The organism is Hymenobacter coalescens (genome assembly GCF_054783195.1).
In genome coordinates this window covers 1-18,500 of sequence record NZ_BAAGRA010000031.1, presented here as the reverse complement: position 1 = coordinate 18,500, position 18,500 = coordinate 1, and the positions used below count along the sequence as shown (strand labels likewise).

19 protein-coding genes are annotated in these 18,500 nt (G+C 61.2%); 11 read left to right on the top strand and 8 right to left on the bottom strand.

All coding sequences use genetic code 11. The annotated features are described in order from the left end of the window. Window positions 1-48: 48 nt before the first annotated feature. Complete coding sequence (locus tag ACYVKQ_RS22915) at window positions 49-2,535, bottom strand: TonB-dependent receptor domain-containing protein (RefSeq protein WP_460677708.1); 2,487 nt, start codon at window positions 2,533-2,535, stop codon at window positions 49-51. 325 nt (window positions 2,536-2,860) lie between these two features. Here ACYVKQ_RS22915 and ACYVKQ_RS22910 point away from each other — a divergent pair, with 325 nt between their 5' ends. From ACYVKQ_RS22910 to ACYVKQ_RS22900, 3 genes are all read left to right on the top strand, one after another. Then, window positions 2,861-3,778, top strand: coding sequence for a LysR substrate-binding domain-containing protein (locus tag ACYVKQ_RS22910; RefSeq protein ID WP_460677707.1), 918 nt, complete (start codon window positions 2,861-2,863; stop codon window positions 3,776-3,778). 82 nt (window positions 3,779-3,860) lie between these two features. Beyond that, window positions 3,861-4,883 carry a YeiH family protein gene (locus ACYVKQ_RS22905; protein WP_460677706.1) on the top strand — a complete coding sequence of 341 codons (1,023 nt, stop codon included), beginning with the start codon at window positions 3,861-3,863 and terminating at the stop codon, window positions 4,881-4,883. A 129-nt stretch (window positions 4,884-5,012) separates the two neighbouring features. Continuing rightward, entirely contained in the window at window positions 5,013-5,726 is a 714-nt protein-coding gene (locus ACYVKQ_RS22900; protein ID WP_460677705.1) for an RluA family pseudouridine synthase, read from the top strand. 12 nt (window positions 5,727-5,738) lie between these two features. On the opposite strand, the gene ACYVKQ_RS22895 is transcribed toward ACYVKQ_RS22900, so the two are convergent. Further along, complete coding sequence (locus tag ACYVKQ_RS22895; RefSeq protein WP_460677704.1) at window positions 5,739-7,220, bottom strand: hypothetical protein; 1,482 nt, start codon at window positions 7,218-7,220, stop codon at window positions 5,739-5,741. A gap of 191 nt (window positions 7,221-7,411) precedes the next feature. Between ACYVKQ_RS22895 and rplM the strand changes: the two genes are divergently transcribed. The 7 genes from rplM to ACYVKQ_RS22860 all read left to right on the top strand — a co-directional run bounded on the left by rplM (window position 7,412) and on the right by ACYVKQ_RS22860 (window position 12,208). Continuing rightward, entirely contained in the window at window positions 7,412-7,864 is a 453-nt protein-coding gene (gene rplM, locus ACYVKQ_RS22890) for a 50S ribosomal protein L13 (RefSeq protein ID WP_460677703.1), read from the top strand. Between the two features lie 49 nt (window positions 7,865-7,913). Beyond that, window positions 7,914-8,300, top strand: coding sequence for a 30S ribosomal protein S9 (rpsI, locus tag ACYVKQ_RS22885; RefSeq protein ID WP_460677702.1), 387 nt, complete (start codon window positions 7,914-7,916; stop codon window positions 8,298-8,300). A gap of 21 nt (window positions 8,301-8,321) precedes the next feature. Continuing rightward, the gene (gene rpsB / locus ACYVKQ_RS22880) at window positions 8,322-9,089 is read left to right on the top strand and encodes a 30S ribosomal protein S2 (RefSeq protein ID WP_460677701.1); all 768 of its coding nucleotides are present in this window, start codon (window positions 8,322-8,324) and stop codon (window positions 9,087-9,089) included. 193 nt (window positions 9,090-9,282) lie between these two features. Further along, entirely contained in the window at window positions 9,283-10,119 is an 837-nt protein-coding gene (gene tsf, locus ACYVKQ_RS22875; protein ID WP_460677700.1) for a translation elongation factor Ts, read from the top strand. 394 nt (window positions 10,120-10,513) lie between these two features. Further along, the gene (locus ACYVKQ_RS22870; RefSeq protein WP_460677699.1) at window positions 10,514-11,203 is read left to right on the top strand and encodes a carboxypeptidase-like regulatory domain-containing protein; all 690 of its coding nucleotides are present in this window, start codon (window positions 10,514-10,516) and stop codon (window positions 11,201-11,203) included. A 154-nt stretch (window positions 11,204-11,357) separates the two neighbouring features. Beyond that, the gene (locus tag ACYVKQ_RS22865) at window positions 11,358-11,786 is read left to right on the top strand and encodes a hypothetical protein (protein WP_460677698.1); all 429 of its coding nucleotides are present in this window, start codon (window positions 11,358-11,360) and stop codon (window positions 11,784-11,786) included. A 53-nt stretch (window positions 11,787-11,839) separates the two neighbouring features. Next, entirely contained in the window at window positions 11,840-12,208 is a 369-nt protein-coding gene (locus tag ACYVKQ_RS22860) for a hypothetical protein (protein ID WP_460677697.1), read from the top strand. Window positions 12,209-12,305: 97 nt separating this feature from the next. Here the strand turns inward: ACYVKQ_RS22860 and ACYVKQ_RS22855 are convergent, their stop codons facing one another. The 3 genes from ACYVKQ_RS22855 to ACYVKQ_RS22845 are packed head-to-tail and all read right to left on the bottom strand — an operon-like array spanning window position 12,306 to window position 14,515. After that, complete coding sequence (locus ACYVKQ_RS22855; RefSeq protein WP_460677696.1) at window positions 12,306-13,457, bottom strand: SHOCT domain-containing protein; 1,152 nt, start codon at window positions 13,455-13,457, stop codon at window positions 12,306-12,308. Between the two features lie 26 nt (window positions 13,458-13,483). After that, window positions 13,484-14,224: a hypothetical protein gene (locus ACYVKQ_RS22850; RefSeq protein ID WP_460677695.1), complete on the bottom strand. Its 741-nt coding sequence runs from the start codon at window positions 14,222-14,224 to the stop codon at window positions 13,484-13,486. Window positions 14,225-14,263: 39 nt separating this feature from the next. After that, window positions 14,264-14,515, bottom strand: a complete 252-nt coding sequence (locus ACYVKQ_RS22845) for a hypothetical protein (protein ID WP_460677694.1) — start codon at window positions 14,513-14,515, stop codon at window positions 14,264-14,266. Between the two features lie 128 nt (window positions 14,516-14,643). On the opposite strand from ACYVKQ_RS22845, the gene ACYVKQ_RS22840 reads away from it, so the two are divergent. Next, the gene (locus tag ACYVKQ_RS22840; RefSeq protein ID WP_460677693.1) at window positions 14,644-14,826 is read left to right on the top strand and encodes a hypothetical protein; all 183 of its coding nucleotides are present in this window, start codon (window positions 14,644-14,646) and stop codon (window positions 14,824-14,826) included. Between the two features lie 52 nt (window positions 14,827-14,878). Here ACYVKQ_RS22840 and ACYVKQ_RS22835 read toward each other — a convergent pair whose 3' ends face one another. From ACYVKQ_RS22835 to ACYVKQ_RS22825, 3 genes are all read right to left on the bottom strand, one after another. After that, entirely contained in the window at window positions 14,879-16,066 is a 1,188-nt protein-coding gene (locus tag ACYVKQ_RS22835) for a sensor histidine kinase (RefSeq protein WP_460677692.1), read from the bottom strand. 106 nt (window positions 16,067-16,172) lie between these two features. Continuing rightward, window positions 16,173-16,883, bottom strand: coding sequence for a response regulator transcription factor (locus ACYVKQ_RS22830; protein WP_460677691.1), 711 nt, complete (start codon window positions 16,881-16,883; stop codon window positions 16,173-16,175). Between the two features lie 276 nt (window positions 16,884-17,159). Further along, entirely contained in the window at window positions 17,160-17,987 is an 828-nt protein-coding gene (locus tag ACYVKQ_RS22825; protein ID WP_460677690.1) for a DUF3108 domain-containing protein, read from the bottom strand. Between the last annotated feature and the right edge of the window lie 513 nt (window positions 17,988-18,500).

Sequence of the window (18,500 nt, the reverse complement as noted above, 5' to 3'; positions counted from 1 at the left end):
GACTCCGCGTGCGGAATCCGGCGGCCGTGGCCGGGCAGCCCGCAGGCGTTACAGCTTCAGGCCCACCGAGGCAAACCAGGTGCGACCGTCAGCCGGCAGAATGCCGGGGCCGGGGTAGCCGCCCGAGCGGCGGGTGAAGTAGTTTTTGTCGAACACGTTGTTGACGCCGCCGCGCACCGTGAAGCGCTTGGCGAAGCGGTAAGTGGCCGAGAAGTCCGTCACCGAGTAGCCGGGCACGCGGCCCGTGGTGGCGGCCGCGTTGGGCAGCACCGTGTTATTGGCGTCGCTGTACACGCCAGCCACCCGCGTGAGCTGGGCCGTGGCCGAGAAACCCTTGTGGGCGAAGGTCCCGCCCACGCGGTGGGTGTACTTGGGCGCGTACTCCACGCGGTTGTTCTTCAGGTCGCCCTCCTGAATGTTGCTGCCGCTGAGCGTGGCGGTGCGCAGCTGGGTGTAGCGCGCATCCACCAGCGCCGACGATACGAACACGTCGAAGTGCGGCAGGCTGAAATCCTGGGTGAAGGCGTGTACCAAATCCAGCTCCACGTATGCCTCCACGCCTTTGTGCACGCTCGTGCCGATGTTGGTGCGGAACTGCTGGGTGCGGGTGGGGTCGCCGGGCACGGCGCGGCGCAGGGTGCCGATGCGGTTGTCGTAATGCAGCCAGAAGGCGTCCACGTCGAAGGTAAGCACGTTGCCCCAGGTGCCGCGGTAGCCCAGTTCGGCGTTGAAGCCACTCGCATCCCGCAGGTCCGGGTCGATGACGTCGGCGGTGGCCGGCGGGGTCAGGTCGCCGTAGGTAACGGGGCGGAAGGCGCGCGAGTAGTTGGCGTACAGGTTGGTTTGGTCCGTCACGCGCAGCTCGGCGCCCGCCCCGTACAGGAACACGCGGCGGCGCGAGTCCTGCTTGATCTGGTTTTCGGAGCCGTTGGCGTTCAGGCTCAGGTAGCCGCGGCCCTCGTTGTCAATCAGCTCCAGGCGTACGCCCGGCGTTACGGTCAGGCGCGAGCCCACGCGGAAGATGTTTTCGGCGAAAGCAGCGTAGTTGCGGGTGCGGAAGTGCAGCTCCCGGCCGAAGCGCGGCGCCTGCAGGTCCAGGTTGAAGTCGGCTCCGGTGTCGCCCAGGCCCAGCTGGCGGCGCGTGAGGTGGGCGCCGGCCGCGCGCAAGCCCACGGCCAGCGTGTGCTGCTGGCCCAGCAGGCCGTAGTCGGTGAGCAGGCGCAGCTCCGAGCCCAGGTTGCGGTACCGGTCGCGGTCGATTTGGCGCGCGGCCGGTTGGCCGGTGGCAGGCAGCACCGCGTCGGGCTTGTCCACGCCGGTGCTGCTGGCCAGCCCGATGGAGTTCCGCTCACCCAGCAGCCCGAAGGTTTTCAGGCTGAGCCGGGTGCGCTCGGAGAACTGGTAGTCGGCCGTGAAGGCCGGCATGGTCCACGGCGTGCTGAACCAGTTGCGGCTGCGCGAGCTGCGGCGCACGTTGCCTTGGTAAAACTGCGCGTCCGTCAGGCCGCCGGGCTGCTGAATCTCGTAGCCCAGGTGGCTGATTTCGGCGCCCAGACGCAGTTTGCTGGTGGCCTGCCACTGCACGTTAAGGTGGGCGTTGCGGATGTTAAACTCGGAGTTGTCGCGCCAGCCGCCGCCCACGCGCTGCTGGTAGTAGCCGAAGTAGCTCACCTTGCCCACGGTGCCGCCCAGCGAGTTGTAGGAGCCCACCAGGCCGTTGTTGCCCACCGAGTTGTTGGTTTCGAACTCGATTTTTTTGTCGCGGGGGCCGCGCTTCAACTCGTAATTCAGCAGGCCGCCGAACTGCGGGCCGTACTGCAGGGAGCCGCCGCCGCGGATGATCTGGATGCGCTCCACGGCCTCCAGCGGCGGGTTGTAGTACGCTTCGGGGTAGCCGAAGGGGTCGGAGCTGATGTCGTAGCCGTTCTGGCGGGTGTTAAACTCCCAGCTCCGGTTGGGCGAAAGGCCGCGCGTGGCCACGTTGATCTGCTGGCCCGAGCCGTCGCTTTCCCACACCGTCACGCCCGGCACCTTGGCAAACACCTGCCGGGCGCTGTTCACCACCAGGTTGGCGTCGAGCTTATCAAGCTGCACAATCTCGTTTTTCTTGCCCGCCGTCAGTGTCGTGCCATCCACTTCCGGGGCGTAGCGGGTGGCCTTGGCGGCCACCGTCACACCGGCCAGCTCGCGCACAGCCTCCTCGATGGTCAGCTGCAGGGCTTGCACCTGCCCCGCCTGCAGGGTCACGGCCTGCGTCACCGGCTTGATGCTCAATCCCGTGACAGTCACCGTGTATTCGCCGGTCGGCAAGCTGTACAGCCGAAAGGCGCCGCGGGCGTCGGTTACGGCCGAACGCTCGGCCACGGTCACGAGCACGCCCGTCACCGGCTGTCCGCCGCGGTCGAGCACGGTGCCAGTGAGCGTGGCGCCGCGGCCGGTATCGTCGGTGGCGGGCAGCGGAGCGGTGGTGGGCAAAGCAAGCGCTGGGGCCGAAGCCGCCAGCAGCGAAGAAAGCAGGAGCAGGGATGTACGCATGAACAGCAGTGGCGGGACCTGATGGGATGTCCTAACCGGCCGCAAAAGTAGTGCTGTTTAGATTGTTTTTAAATAGTTGGGTAGAAAGAATCTAAATAACTGTTGGTGCAAGCTGCTGAGCATTGTGTAAAACCCCGATTATCAAGGGTAAATAAATAATTTGCGCTGTGTGCCAGAGGCATGCTGTCGTAAGGCTGGCCTTAGCTAGCCGACCATCGGCCGAACAGCCCGCGCCGTGGAGGCGGTCATTCAGGTGCCATTCGTTGGCGGCTGCCTCGCCCGTGGGGCGCGCGGCCGGATTCTGGCCGCCGCTTACCTTCGCCTCATGCCCGACTTCCGCCTCCGCGTTTTCCAGGCCGTGGCCCGGCACTTGAGCTTCACTAAGGCGGCGCAGGAGTTGTGCATTACCCAGCCGGCCGTCACCCGGCACATCCGGGAGTTGGAGCGCGGCTACGAGCAGCGACTGTTTGAGCGGCGCGGCAACCGCGTCAGCCTGACCGAAGCCGGCCAGCTGCTGCTGCGCTACGCCGAGCAAGTGCACGAACTGCACCACCACCTGGCCGAACAGCTGCATACCCTGCACGACACCACCGCCGGGCGGCTGCGGCTCGGGGCCAGCTCCACTCTGGCGCAATACGTGATTCCGCCCATTCTGCCCGGCTTCCAGGCCCGCTATCCGCGCGTGGAGCTGACCGTGCTCATCGGCAACTCTGAGCAGGTAGCCGACGCGTTGCTTACTAGTCAGATCGACCTGGGCCTAGTAGAGGGCCAAGTCAAAAACCGCGACCTGCACTACGAATTTCTGCTCGACGATGAGCTGGTGGCCGTGCGCCGGGCGGTGCCGGGTGGGGCACCTCCGCTTCCGCAGCCGCTGGCCGAAGTGCTGCGCCACCCGCTGGTGCTGCGGGAGCGGGGCTCCGGCACGTTGGAAGTGCTCGAGTTTGGCCTGCGCGCCCACGGCGTGAAGCTGGCCCAGTGCCAAGTGGCCATTTATCTCGACAATACCGAGGGCATCAAGTCGTACCTGGAAGCCGCGCCGGAGTGCATCGGGTTTGTATCGGTGCAGGGCGTAGCCAAGGAACTGGCCGGTGGGCACCTGGAGGTGGTACCCATCGAAGGCCTGCGGCTGCAGCGGCACTTTGAGGCCGTGTGGCTGCAGGGCCAGCCGCTGATCCGGGCCGCTGAACATTTTCTGAGCCACGCTCACCAGCAGTTCAAGGTCGTGCCCCATAACCAGAAGTAATTACGAATAAATATTATTGATAACCGGTAGGGTAGGCGAAGACGTATTTTTGTGGACCGTTCTCCCTGATTCCCACCCATCCGTGAAACTCACCTCCACTTATCCTGCTGCGCCGGCCGAAGAAGACTGTAGAACCACCGCGTCGTTTTGGCACCGCGGCTTTGCCATCGGGCGCAGCCAGGTTACGCTGCAGATGCTGGCTTTTGGGCTAGCCCTGCTGATTTGCCTCACTCCTTGGGGCTCACCGCCGCTGGCCCTGGCCTTGGGGCTGGTGGTGGCCCTGCTGATCGGCAACCCGTTTCCGGCGCAGAGCAAGCAGTACACCGGCAAGCTGCTGCAGTGGTCGGTGGTGGGGCTGGGCTTCGGCATGAACGCCCAGACAGCCCTGCAGGCCGGCCGGGAGGGCCTGTTGTTCACCGTTGCCTCCATTCTGGGCACGCTTACACTGGGCTATTTCGTGGGGCGCTGGTTGGGCATTGCCCGCAACACCTCGCACCTCATTGCCAGCGGCACGGCTATCTGCGGCGGTTCGGCCATTGCGGCCGTGGGCCCCGTGGTGAAGGCTTCCGACGAGGAAATGTCGGTGGCGCTGGGCACCGTGTTCGTGCTCAATGCCGTGGCGCTGTTCCTCTTTCCGCTGATCGGCGAAGCGCTGAGTATGTCGCAAAACCAGTTTGGGCTGTGGGCAGCCATTGCGATTCACGATACCAGCTCGGTAGTGGGCGCTGCCAGCCACTACGGCGACCAGGCCCTGCAGGTAGCTACCACCGTAAAGCTGGCCCGGGCGCTTTGGATTATCCCGGTGGCGCTGCTCACTGCGGTCCTCTTCAAAACGCCCGGCGCGAAGGTCAAGCTACCGTACTTTATCCTCGGCTTTGTTGGCGCGATGCTGCTGGTTACGTACGTGCCGGACCTGGAGCCGGCGGGCCCCTGGATGGTGAGGCTGGCTAAAATCGGGATGACCGTGACGTTGTTTCTCATCGGGGCGGGACTTTCCACCCGGGTGCTGAAAGCCGTCGGGCCGCGGCCATTCTTGCAGGGCGTGGTGCTGTGGGTAACCATTTCCGCAGCTTCCCTGTGGATGATTCTGCAGACGGTCAGCTAGGCTGCTTGCCAGCGCCGCTGGCTAGGTTCCCGGCATTCACCGGGGACTTTTTACTGCCCGCTCGGTGTTGCCGATTCATTGCCTTCAACCCGCTGATTGCCACCGAAGCCGTACCTTCGCCGGCCTATTATGAAGCTGCCCGCGTTCCAAGACCTCATCATTTTCGAAAACGAGGACTACCTCGTTATCAACAAGCCGCCCTTCCTGGCCACGCTCGATGAGCGCGTGGGAGGCGCGCCCAACATCCTGCGCCTCGCCCGGCAGCACTACGACGACATTCAGCCCGGCCACCGCCTCGACAAGGAAACCAGCGGGGCACTGGCCCTGGCCAAGCACCCGGAAGCCTACCGCAACCTGGCCATGCAGTTCGAGGACCGCAAGGTCCGGAAGGTGTACCACGCCGTCAGCTGGGGCGTGCACGAGTTCGACGGCCTGCGCGTGGAGCGCAGCATCGAAACGACTACCAAGGGCAAGGCGCGCCTGGCTTTCAACGGCAAGCACGCCGAGACGCTGGTGCGCACCCTGGAAACCTTCGCCCGCCATACGCTCTTCGAATGCATGCCCATCACCGGCCGCATGCACCAGATTCGTTTGCACCTGATGTACCTGCAGGCTCCCATCGTGGGCGACACCATGTACGGCGGCGACGACTTTTACCTTTCCTCGCTCAAGCGCAAATTCAACATGAAGGAAGGCGACGAGGAGCAGCCCTTCATCAAGCGCTTTGCCCTGCACGCCCGCCAGCTCACCTTCGCCGGCCTCGACGGGGAGCCCATCAGCGTGGAGGCCGAATACCCGAAGGACTTCCGCGTACTCGTGGACACGCTCCGCCAGTACCGCTAACTCCGCGCGGTTCTACCGGCGTTCAAACACGGCCAGCCGCACGTAGCCTTTATCGGGTTTGCGGCCGTCGCGCAGCACCGAATCCTCCGTGATAAGTTGCAGGCGCGCGTCTTGGCGCAACTGCGCGTAGCTTACCCGCGCTTCCACGGTCGAAAACCAGTTGTCCCACAGCAGCAGGGTGCCCGGGGTCAGGGGCTTGGCCTGCCGCCAGGCCAGCATTGTCTGCCTGTTGGCGGCGAACGGATCGGCACCTAGGGCTACGGCCCAATAGGGATGGTCCCAGAGCATGCGCCGTGCCGCCCCGGCGGTGCGGGCTTTTACTTGCGCGGCTACCTGCTCGATCAGCTGCTGCTCGGCCGGCCGGTTGAAATCGGTGCGCCAGCGGAAGCCGGTGCGGGCCCCGGTCAGCGGAAACACCAGCACGAGCAGGCCGAGAACGTACGCCACCGTGGCCTGTCGGTGCTCGGGAACCCGGTGTACCAGCAGCCACAGGCCCTGCAGGGCAATAACCGCCATCAGCGGCACCACCGCGTCCATGACGCGCGTCATGCCGAAGGAAGCAAAAAGCCCCAGTGCCCAGAACACGGTGTGCGCGCCCAGGTACACCACCACGCTGCCGTACACGAGCAGGCACTCGGCCCAGCGCAGGCCGGCCGGCCGCGCGGCGTCGGCGGCCGTGAGCCAGTTGAGCCCGCCCGCCAGCATGCCCAGCCAGAATAGTCCCAGCAGCACCCAGCCCAGGATGCCCGGCAGCTGCTGCACGAAGTGGCCCCACTGGCCCGAGCCGTAGTGCGAAATGGTTTCGTAGGCGTTGCGGTGAAATACCCAGCCCAGGTCGTGGTACACCACGGCGCCCGCCAGGCTATAAACGATGTAGCCCAAAGCCAGCCAAGGCAGCACCCGCCACTGCCGCGTCAGCGCCAGGTACACCGCCCACACAGCAAGGATGAGAAAGCCCTCGGAGCGCACGAAGGGCAGAAACGACAGCAGCACGGCGGCCGTGGTGGCGCGGCCGCGCACCGTCAGCGCCGCCCCGCTGACCAGCAGCAGGCTGAAAAGTGGTTCCGTCAGGCCCGAAAACTGAATGCGGAAGTAGTCGGGGGCGCAGTACGTAAAAAGCACCGCCAGCCAGGGCCAGCGCAGCTGCAGGCCCGCGGCCAGGCGAAAGGCCTGCCAGGCGGCCAGCGCGGCCACCGCACAGTTGAAAAGCTTGATGCCTATAAAGCCGGCCTGACTTGGTCCGGCCGTCAGCAGCACAAACAACGGCTTGGCCCAGGAATCAAAAAAGTTGTCCGGGTGCTCGAACGCGTAGTGGCTGAACAGGTAGTGGTTGATGCTGTCGCCCAGGTCGTAAGTATTGGCCGTGAGCAAGGCCGTCAGCACCGATAGCAGAAGCCCAGCCAGCGTCAGGGCCAGCGCCAACCGGCGGGCTGTAGTATCGAGCGGAGCCGGGGCGGAAAGGCGCGGAATAGCGAAGGAATCGAAGAAATTCATCCAGGGTAGCGTTGGGGCGCCGAAGATAGGTGCCAGCCCTGCGCCGGTCCTAATTGGTATTTATTCAGCTACCGCTTTGCATATCAAGCGAAAAGCGCTAATTTTGTGTCCGTTTTTCCCGGACCCTTCCTTCTTTCTTGGGGTTCCGGGCTGATTCGTAAATACTTACCCAACCCACAAGACACTGATCCATGGATCATCTGAGCTTCAAGACGCGCTCGGTGAACAAGACCTCGGCCGAGAAGGCCTGGGTTGTTGTTGACGCCAGCGAAAATACGCTCGGGCGAGTGGCTAGCCAGATTGCCAACATTCTGCGCGGCAAGCACAAGCCCTCGTTCACGCCCAACTCCGATTGCGGCGACTACGTCATCGTCATCAACGCCGACAAACTGCGCGTGACCGGCAAGAAACTGACGGACAAGATCTACCTGCGCCACACGGGCTACCCGGGCGGTCAGCGTAGCATCAACCTGCGCGACAAGAAGGCCAAGAACTCGGCCTCGGTTATCGAGCACGCCGTGAAAGGCATGCTGCAGGGCAACCGCCTCGGCGCGGCCCAGTTCCGCAACCTGTTCGTGTACGCCGGTGCCGAGCACCCGCACGAAGCCCAGCAGCCCACCGCGGTTTCGCTGACCAACCTGTAAAAAACGCTGCTGGCCCCGCCGGGCCCGCGGTTCATTGATTCGTCAACTCATGGAAATCACCAACACCTCTGGTAGAAGAAAAACCTCGGTGGCTCGCATTTACCTGCAAGCCGGGCAAGGGAATATCACTATCAACGACCGGGACATGAAGTCGTACTTCAGCAACGAGCTCCTGGAAACCATCGTCAACCAGCCCTTCACCACGCTTGATGCCGTGGGTAAGTACGACGTGCGCGTAAACGTGCGCGGCGGAGGCATCAGCGCCCAGGCCGAAGCCATTCGCCTGGCCATTTCGAAGGCCCTGGTTGAAGAAAACGCCGAGGTTCGTCCGGCCCTCAAGAAAGAAGGATTCCTGACCCGCGACCCCCGCATGGTGGAGCGCAAGAAGCCGGGCCGCCGCAAGGCTCGTCGTTCGTTCCAGTTCTCGAAACGCTAATCTTCCAGAGGAATTCACATTATGGCTCAGTCCATCACCTATAAAGACCTGCTGGATGCTGGTGCCCACTTTGGTCACCTCACCCGTAAGTGGGACCCGAAAATGGCGCCGTACATCTTCATGGAGAAGAACGGCATCCATATCATCGACCTGAACAAGACGCTGGCTTCGCTGGACCAGGCTTCGGCCGCCATCCGCAACATCGCCAAGTCGGGCCGTAAGATCATGTTCGTAGCCACGAAGAAGCAGGCTCAGGAAATCGTTTCGGACGAAGCGAAGCGCCTGAAAATGCCCTACGTGACCGACCGTTGGCTGGGTGGCATGCTCACCAACTTCGCGACCGTTCGCAAGTCGCTGAAGAAGATGAGCACCATCGACAAGATGGTAAAAGAAAACACCGCTTACGCTGCCATTGCTAAGCGCGAGCGTCTGATGCTGTCGCGTGAGCGGGAGAAGCTGGAGCGCGTACTGGGCGGCATCGCCGACCTGAGCCGCCTGCCCGCTGCTCTGTTCATCGTGGACGTGAAGCGCGAGCACATCGCCGTGAAAGAGGCGCAGAAGCTGGGTATCCCGGTTTTCGCCATCGTCGACACCAACTCCAACCCCGAGCTGGTCGACTTCCCGATTCCGGCTAACGACGACGCCTCGAAGTCGGTATCGCTGATCATCGGCGCCATCGGCAAGGCCATCGAAGAAGGCCTGTCGGAGCGCAAGGTGGACAAAGAGGACGCCGACCGCAAGCAGGCTGACGAAGAAGCCATCCAGGAAAAGCAGAACGCCGACGAATAGGCTTCAATTGACCTGATTTGAGAGAAGGGAACATTCGAAGCACTAGCGCTCCGGTGTTCCCTTCTTCTTTAGTTGACCCCTCTCAACTGCTGGTCGCGGCACCCGTGCGGATAGCTTCGCGGCCCGGCAACCTAAGAGTGAGCAGCTGATTACCAGAAACATCCCTTCATCAACTCTCCCTAATTTCACAGGAATGGCTATTACCGCCCAAGACGTGAACAAGCTGCGCGCCATGACCGGCGCCGGCATGATGGACTGCAAAAAAGCGCTGACCGAAGCCAATGGTGACTTCGAGCAGGCTAAAGACATCCTGCGCAAGCAGGGCCAGAAAATCGCCGACAAGCGTTCGGACAACACCACGTCGGAAGGCCTGGTGCTGGCTAGCGTAAGCGAAGACGGCACGAACGGCAAGCTGGTTGCGCTGGCCTGCGAAACCGAGCCGGTGGCTAAGGTGGCTGACTTTAAAGCCCTGGCCCAGCTGGCCATCGACGCGGCTGTGAAGAGCAACGCTGCCAGCAAAGAAGAACTGCTGGCTGCCGCACAGGCTGACGGCCGCTCGCTGCAGGAGCACATCACCGACCTGATGGGCAAAATCGGCGAGAAAATCGACGTGGTAGCTTACGAGACCCTGACCGCTGAGAAAGTGGCCTCGTACATCCACTCCGACAACAAGAAGGGCGTACTGGTAGGCCTGAAGAACGTAGGCAGCGCCGACGTAGCCGGTGTTGGCCGCGACGTAGCCATGCAGATCGTAGCCATGCGTCCCGTAGCCGTTGACAAAGACGGGGTGGATTCGGCTACCGTAGAGCGTGAAATCGAAATCGGCAAAGAGCAAGCTCGCGCCGAGGGCAAGCCGGAGGCTATGCTGGAGAAGATTGCTCAAGGTAAGCTGAACAAGTTCTACAAGGAAAACACGCTGCTGAACCAGGAGTTCGTAAAGGACGGTTCGGTAACCATCGCCCAACTGCTCGACAAAACGTCGAAAGGCATGACGGTGTCGGACTTCAAGCGTGTAACCATCGGCGCATAAGTTCCCGTAACGACCAAAAGTGAAAGAGCCCGTCGGCAGTTGCCGGCGGGCTTTTTTTCATAATCATAAAGTTCTAATGAACGAATTGCGGCATAATAGGACAAAATCCATTTTATTAATATAATTATATCGACAATGTTTTTTTGACTACTTGCCGTATATATTTAATTCCGATTTAATTTGAATGATATTGATATTGTATTAGATTTGGAAATCCCATAATGGGATAAATATTTAACCCAACTCATTACAGTCTTAACCGGCGCAATTGAGTGTTTACCGAAAAAGGGGGCTTATTTGAGGCTGCAAGGCATCCTAAAAGCCAATTTTGCAGTACACGCCCCTTACTTCATCCTGGCTTCTTGCCTTTGCAGCACCCTTAAAAACTCCCAAAATGAAACTAAGTGCTACTCCTTTTCACCCCGCCACGGGTGAGTTGTTGCCAGCCTATCGGGATGCCTACCTTCGGGGGGATCTATCCAGCAAAAACACAGATCTGGTTGATGCCTATCTGAAAGCTAATCCCGCGTTGAGCGACGATACGCTGCGCCGTTTTTACGAAATGAAAAACGCGGGCCACCAAGTTAAACCGGTGGGTTGGGTACAGCGTCAGTTCGATTTGATCCGCACGGAGCCGCAGCGCTTCCGCCGCCGCGCTACCGCCATGGTAGTAGGCGGAGCTTTGATTGGCGGTGCCGTGTTTGCGGGCACCAACTTGCCCACTGAAGAGACGGTGGCGGAACGCTTGCCCCTGGTAGCCGAAACGGCGGACATGGCTGCTCCTGCCTCCGCCAGCGCTGCCGTGCGCATGGTGTCGGTACGCGGCCGCATTCTCGATGAGAACGGCCGCCCGCTGATTGGCGCGACGGTACTACAAAAGGGCACCCGCACAGGTGTCACCACGGATGCCGCCGGCAATTATGTGCTGCGGGTACCCGCCAACCAGCACGCCACGCTGCAGTACGCTTACGGCGGCTACGCCGAGGAGGAATTGCGGGTGAGAGCCGGCGCGACCGAAAACGTAACGTTGTTGCCGCGCGCCACAGAACGCTCCGCTGCCAAGAAGCGCTGGCTGTTCTTTTAAACTAGCCCTTTGGAGGACACCGCAGCGTTGGTTTTGGCAAGAAGCAATACAGCTGCATTCCCTCCCTTGCAAAGGTCCCTCTGCCAAGCGCAGGGGGACCTTTATCAGGCATAGACAAGCCCTTCTTTCAACTTTCTGCCCTTCCGAAGACTACATGAGACTTCCATTTCTGCACAAACCGGTTGTGAAGAAAATTACGGGGGATGCATTCGGCTTGGATCGTTACAAGGCAGAAACCGTCATCAAAAACCTGCTAAAGGAATTGCCCGAGCTGGTGGCGGCGGCCGTTGTGGACGTCAAATCCAGCAAGACCATGGCCGCCTACACGTCCGTGGTCAGCTTTGATCCTTACAAGATCAGCAACCGCAACGCCGAACTGGTGCGCCAAACCCAGAAGGCTTTAACAGCTCCGTGGCTGTCTGGGCAGCAACTCAACGACCTAATAGTAGTGCTGGACGAGCAACTGCATTGCCTGCGCACCACGGATGACGGACAGCGCCTGTGCTACGTCGCGGTGCGGCTGGCAGATACCAACATGGCCCTCGTTCGGGACGTGATGCGCCGCTGCAGTAGCAGTAACTAGCCGTTCGTTTTCCACTTACGCATTTCAAATTCCACCTTTCTTTTTCCTCTGTCATGGCCACCATTACCCCCGCCCAGTGCGTTCAGAACATCCTCAAGGAACTGCCTTCCCTCGTTGCAGTTGCCGTAGTTGAAACGGAAACCGGCATGCCGCTGGCCCACCATTCGAACATGGCTTCGTTCGACGCTGAAACCGCTGCCGCCTACAACACGGAAGTAATCAAGCAGAAGCTGAAAGCCATTCAGGCCCTGAAACTCGACCAGACCGTGCAGGACATCCTGCTGACGCTGACCGACCAGCTGCACCTGTTGAAGCTGTCCGCCGACGGTGGCAAATTCATCTACCTGGCCGTCAAATCGGCTGATACCAACCTCGCCATGGCGCGTCAGGTGCTGAAAAGCCAGACCGCCGTATTGAACTAACCTCGGGTTACAAGCACTAAAAAAGCCCATTGGCGTAATGCCAGTGGGCTTTTTTAGTGAATATGTTATTGTTCGCAGCTGGCAAGCGCAAGCCGCTTTAGTTCTGCGTTTGGGGCGTCTCTGGGGCCGGAGTCGTGGCAGGAGCAGCGGCAGGCTTGGCGTCGGTCATGTTGTTTTCGAGCAGGCGCTCCTGGCGGAAGTAGGTCAGTTTGCCGGTTCGGTCCAAGCGGGCCCGCACCTGCGCCAAGGTCTGCTGATACTGGTTCAGCGACTTGCGCAGGGAACGGCCGCGTTCCTGGTAGGTTACCGTTACGGAGCCGTCTTCCGCAGGCGCACTGATTTGCAGGGTGCTCGGATCAAAGCTGATTTTGCTTTCGAGGAATTCCGGGAAGTGGGTGCGGTTCAGCTCATCCTCGATAGCGGCGGGTGTGGTGTTCTGCAGCGAGTAAAATCGCTCTACTTGGGGCGCGAAATGCTGGGCGGCATTGAACGGTGCGGCCAGTAGGTCGCTGTACAGAGCCGTGAGCACGCGCTGCACGCGGTTGCGGGTGGCCGCCTCCGCCGCGGCGGCATCGGCAACCGTTCCGGCAGTGGTAGCCCCGGCGGCAGAATCGGGGACAGCGGCAGCAACTGGAATGGTGGGTTGGACCCGTACTGTTTCGGGAGCCGCGACGGGCGGCAGGTCCAACTGCTCGGCCTGCGGGCCTTCCTCAATCTGCACGGCCGTGGTATCGGCCGCCGTGATGGAGTTGCTGGTGAGGCGCTCCGAGTTGCGGTTGCCCAGCACCAAGTAGGCAATGATGGCCAGCAACGCCAGCACGCCGCCGATGATGAGAACGGTGCTCAGCGGCGACTTGCGCGGCTCTTCCTCGGGGCCGTCCTGGTAGTAGTCCTGCACATTGACGGGCCCCTCGGCAGGGCGAGGCGCGTCGAAGGAGCCGGGTTCCATGGCCGGGCCCGTCACCACGGGCGGCAGAAACGGGTCGTCGACGGGCGGCGGAATGACGTGGGGCTCGGCGGAGGGCGGCTCGTGCGGGCTCAGCGGCTCGATCAGACCCGATGCCAGCGTAGGCGTGACCGGGTTCGTGGGAGGCGCTAGAGGCGCGGCGGGCGGGGCAGGGGCGGGCGCGTCCGGAAACAGCAGCTTCTGCTTAAGCGTGTTGAACTCCTGCTGCGTAATGGTGCCCGCGTCGAGCCATTCCTTAAGCTGACGCAGCGTGTCGAGGGGAGACGAATCGTTCTTGTCCATGGCGGATCGGTGGCCGGCGGTTCAGGCTACTTACGGTCGAGGGCGGAAAGCCGGTCGCGGCGGCGCTGCACCAGAATCTTGCGGCGCTCGGTTTCGGTGGCGTTTTGCACCAGCTTCTGCTGGTCTTCCTTGATTTTGGCCGCGTGCTGCACATTCTGGTCGCGCAGCTGCTGAATCTTGGCCAGGTTGCTCACGGTATCGGCCGCGAGGCTTTTGATTTCCTTGTCGAGGCGGGCCTTTTCCTTTTCGGCATCGGCCAGCTGCCGCAGGGCCGCGTCTACTTCCTGCTTGTAATGGTAGGGCCGGTATTCCTTGGCGAAGTTCTGCACGATGGTGCGCAGGGCGGCAAACTCGGAGGTTGTCTTATCGGGGTCGATCCAAGTGGTGCCGTTGTCGAAAGCCGCAAACACCTGCAATTCGGCGGTGCTGTCGGTGGGCGCCACCACGTTGGTGTAGAGGTCGAGCAGCTTGCCCGACACGCTCGACACGGGCGTCTGCTTGGCCAACAGCACATCCTTGTTGCCGCCGAGGCCGAGCACCCCGCCCGATTTAATCTTGATGTTGTAGCTGTTCTTCAGGAACTGCTGCCAGAAGTCGCGGGCGTCTTTGGCGCTGCCCTCCACCTGCACCTTCAAGGCGGGCCGCTCGCGCTTGTCCACGTTCACAGTGCTGGTGCGCACGTCGTATACCTGCGCCACGGCGCCCGTGGTGGCAAGGCTCAGCAGGACCATCAGGCCAAACAGGCCGCGGGAAAACAGAGTGGTCATGGCTAGGAAAGGAGAAATTAGATCGGGAGAAAAGCCAAGCTACACCAAATCATGGCGTTCAAGCGCGGCCCCAAAGTCGGCGCGCATTTCGGCAAAGCGGCGCAGCACGGCCGCCGCAAACGTGGCATCCAGCACCTGCGGCAAATCCTGGTCGCCGCCGAGCAAGTCCAGCTCGCTCACCTTGTAGGTTTGCTCCAGGGAGCCTTGCTCGCACTTGAGCAGGTACTTGCCGTTCCACGCCAGCAGCGTGAGTTTCATCTCGGGGTGGGGAATATCGGCTACGTGGCGCATAAAGCGAAGATTGGAGGAGCGAAGATACCACGCCGGCCGCTACCTGCGTCCGGGACCGTGGAACCCATGGCAAGCGGTTTCGTACACCCATTCAGCCGCACTCCTTTCACAACCAATCATCCAACGCCATGCCACAAGGAGACAAGTCCAAATACACGGACAAGCAAAAGCGCCAGGCTGAACACATCGAAGACAGCTACGAAAAGCGGGGCCTCTCGGAAGACGAAGCCGAGCGCCGCGCCTGGGCCACCGTCAACAAGCAGGACGGCGGCGGCAAAAAGCCCGGCGGCTCCGGCCGCAAATCCAGCTAAATCCAACACGCTACATAGAAAAACGGCCACCGGAATTTCCGGCGGCCGTTTTTTATGGCTTGTGCTCCTGCTGCGGCACCTGCCGCGCCCGGGGCAGTTTGAATTCCAACGTGGTGCCCTGCCCCTGGGCGCTGCGGACGCGGATGGTGGACTTATGCGCCTCCACGATGTGCTTGCTGATGGCCAGGCCGAGACCCGAGCCGCCCGAGTCGCGCGAGCGGCTTTTGTCGATGCGGTAGAAGCGCTCAAAAATGCGCCGCTGGTGCTCCTCGGCAATGCCTTCGCCGTCGTCGTGCACGCTGATGCGGATAGCCTTGCCCGCTTCCTGCAGCGTGACGGTGATGTGGCCCTGCTCGCGGCCGTACTTGATGGCGTTGTCGATCAGGTTGATGAGCACCTGTCGGATGCGGTTGCGGTCGGCCAGCACGGGCATGCCCTCCACGGGCAGGTTTACCGGGTGCAAGTGCAAGGTCATGCCGCGTTTGCCGGCCTTCTGCTCCAGCTGGTCGAAGATTTCCCGGACTAACAGGGCCAGGTTGAAGGCCTGCTTGCGCATGCGCACCACGCCCTTTTCGAGTTGGGAGATGGTCACCAAATCTTGCACCAGCGCATCGAGGGCGTCGAGGGCGCTGGCGGCCTTGAGCAGAAATTTCTCGCGGATGAACGCCTCGTCCTCGCCGGCGTCGAGCACGGTGTACACGAAGCCCTGGGCGGCGAAAATGGGCGTTTTCAGCTCGTGCGACACGTCGGCCAGAAAGTCGGAGCGCAGCTGCTGCAGGCGCCGCAGCTCATCTATTTCCTTCTGCCGGCGCACGGCCATGTTCAGAATCTCGTCGCGCATGCGCTTGAGCGGCTCGGGCCGAAACAGAAACTTGTTCGAGAGCTTTTTGAACTCCTTGCGCTTGACGTGCTCCAGCCCGGAGTAGATGTTGTTGATTTCGCGGAACATCAACGCCTCAAACGAGAGGTACACCAGCAGAAAGCAGGCCGCCACCGTGAAGCCACCGGCCAGCATCGCCTGCTGAAAGGGCAGGTCGGGCACCAGCGCGGCAAAAAAAGTAAGCACCCCCGCGACGAGCAGGGCTATAATGACGGCGATGGCCCGGGAGGAGAGGTGCAAGCGAAATACGAACGGGATGGGCGACTCCTGGGCTGAAAACGCCGTGCGGGCCGCGGGCTTGCGCACCACGCGGCCGAGTAAGGCGCCCCATAGCTCAGCGACGGAAAAGTGGGTCTTCACCGCAAAAGTCGTTGTTAAATGGCTAAATGGTCAAATTGTTAAATGGCTGATTGTTCTGGGTTTCTGAACGAACAGCCATTTAACAATTTGACCATTTAGCCATTAATCAGTTATCCGCGTTGAACTTGTAGCCCACCCCTTTGATGGTCTGGATGTGATGCTCGCCCACTTTCTCGCGCACCTTGCGCACGTGCACGTCCACGGTGCGCGCTAGCACAAACACGTCGTTGCCCCAGATATTCTGCAGCAACTCGTCGCGGCCGAACACCTTGTGGGGCGAGGCGGCCAGAAAGGCCAGCAGCTCAAATTCCTTTTTGGGCAGGGTAATCTTGCGCCCCTCCTGGTACACGGCAAAGCCCGTGCGGTCGATGCGCAGTCCGTTGATGTCGATAACGTCGGACTGCGGGGTGGTGGGCTCTAGGTCGCGGCGCACCACGGCGGCGAGGCGGCTCATCAGCGCGCGCGGCTTGATGGGCTTGCTCAGGTAGTCGTCGGCGCCGGCGTCGAAGGCCGCGACTTCCGAAAATTCCTCGGAGCGGGCCGTCAGAAACAGGATGTAGGTGTCCTTGAAGCGGGGAAGGGCGCGCAGTTCGCGGCAGGCGGCAATGCCGTCGAGGTGGGGCATCATCACGTCGAGCAGGATGATGTCGGGCCCGAACTGCGGGGCTACTTCCAACGCCTTGCGGCCGTCGGCGGCCGTAGCCACTTCGTAGCCTTCCTTGCGCAGGTTGTATTCGAGCAGCTCCACGATGTCCGGGTCGTCATCGACCACGAGAATCTTGTAGGGGCCTGGGGCGGCAGCGGCTGAGTGTTGCACGGCGGGAACGGCTTAAGGTGAGCAAAGGCACGCGTTGCGCCACAAAAATACCGCCCTTTCACTGAGCAAGCGTATTACCTTATTGTGAACCACCCCGAACGAGGGCGGCTGCCATGCCGAAGCCCGACCATCGTTCCTATCGGTAGCAAATAGCCCCGCCCGCAGCCACAGTAGCTGGTTGCGGGCGGGGCTGCGGACTTGGCGGTCCTTGGGTAAGAGCCGGAATGCGATGCTTTCCTGCGGCTGTGGCCTGCACCGCGCGAGCGGCTGGGGCTGTTAGTTCCGGGCTACCACGGCCAGCTTGTTTTTCAAGCCGCTGCACTTATACATGTCTATTTTTACCGAGCCCACGAACATTTCCGCCTCGAAGAGCACCGGAATCTTATTTCGGTCATCGGAGAGGTAGACGGAAATGGCGTCCTCGCCGCGGAAGAGCTTGTTTTTGGGCATCTTGGGTACCAACCGGATGGCACGGATGATGCCCGCTTTGGTTTCCACGTTCTGGCGGCCCATGTACTTCACCGTCATATCGAAGACTTCTTCGTCGAAGAAGCCCTGCACCTTGATCTGCTCTCCCGGCTTGCGATTGGAATAGTCGAGCGTGCGCAGAAAATAGAAGCCGCTCACCAGGTCCTGCACGTTATGAGGCACCTTGAAGGAGCCGTGCTTAACCTTGTTTTTGTCTCGCTTGTGCGACTCCACCGCCACCATGTTTTTGTAGTGGTCAAAGTCGACGGTTTCGCGCTTGCGGTAATTGTTTTCCTCGATGTTGCGGAAGAAGCGCTGCGGCAGGATGCTCGTCGTGTCGATGTAGGAACGCCACGTGTCGCGCACTTTCAGGAATAAGTCGAAGGAACCGTTGGTGCGGCCGGTCACGGTGGCCCGGTAGCAGGGGCGGTCATTGACCCGGTGAATGTCGTCGGACAGCTCAATAGTGGCTTCGGCCGCCGTGATCAGGCCGTAGTGCACCTTGTACTGCATGACTTCGCCCCGGCCGAAACTGTCGTTGCGCACGGTGCGGGGTACCTCGTTGGGAGCGAAGGCCATCAGGCTGGCGCTCAACAGCGCGGGAAGGGAAAGCAGAAGCCAGCGGCGACGAAACATAGGGGTGAACGGGACTTAAACGAAACAGCTTTGGCTGGCCTTAGGCAAAGCCGGTGCCAGTAAAGATAAACAGCTGCCGAGCGAAGGTGCAACGGCCTGAATGCCTGAATCTGCCCCGGGCACAGCCCGGCCAGCCGGCAAACGTCTATCCAAACCCACCAGCCTATATATAGATTTCATGTTTCAGGAAGAATACAAAAAGTCGTTGCTATTCCACCAAGCCAGCAGGTAGTCATTGGGCGGCCCAAACGCCAGCTGGTATGTACGCGGTTGAAAGAGGCGTGGGTTTGTTCCCAGATTATGTCTGAGCACTGAGCACAGGTGGCTACGAGCGTTTCCAGGTACGGGCTCTGTCGGTGGATTGTTGAACGATAGAACGGGCTTGCCTTGTCAGGCCTGGCATGCGTCAGTGACCGGGGTACACAAAAAAAGCCCGCCGCACAACGTGCACTTGTCCTTACCCAAAACTGAGAAGAGCGCCGGCCGATAGGTCGGCGCTCTTTTTGGTGTTAG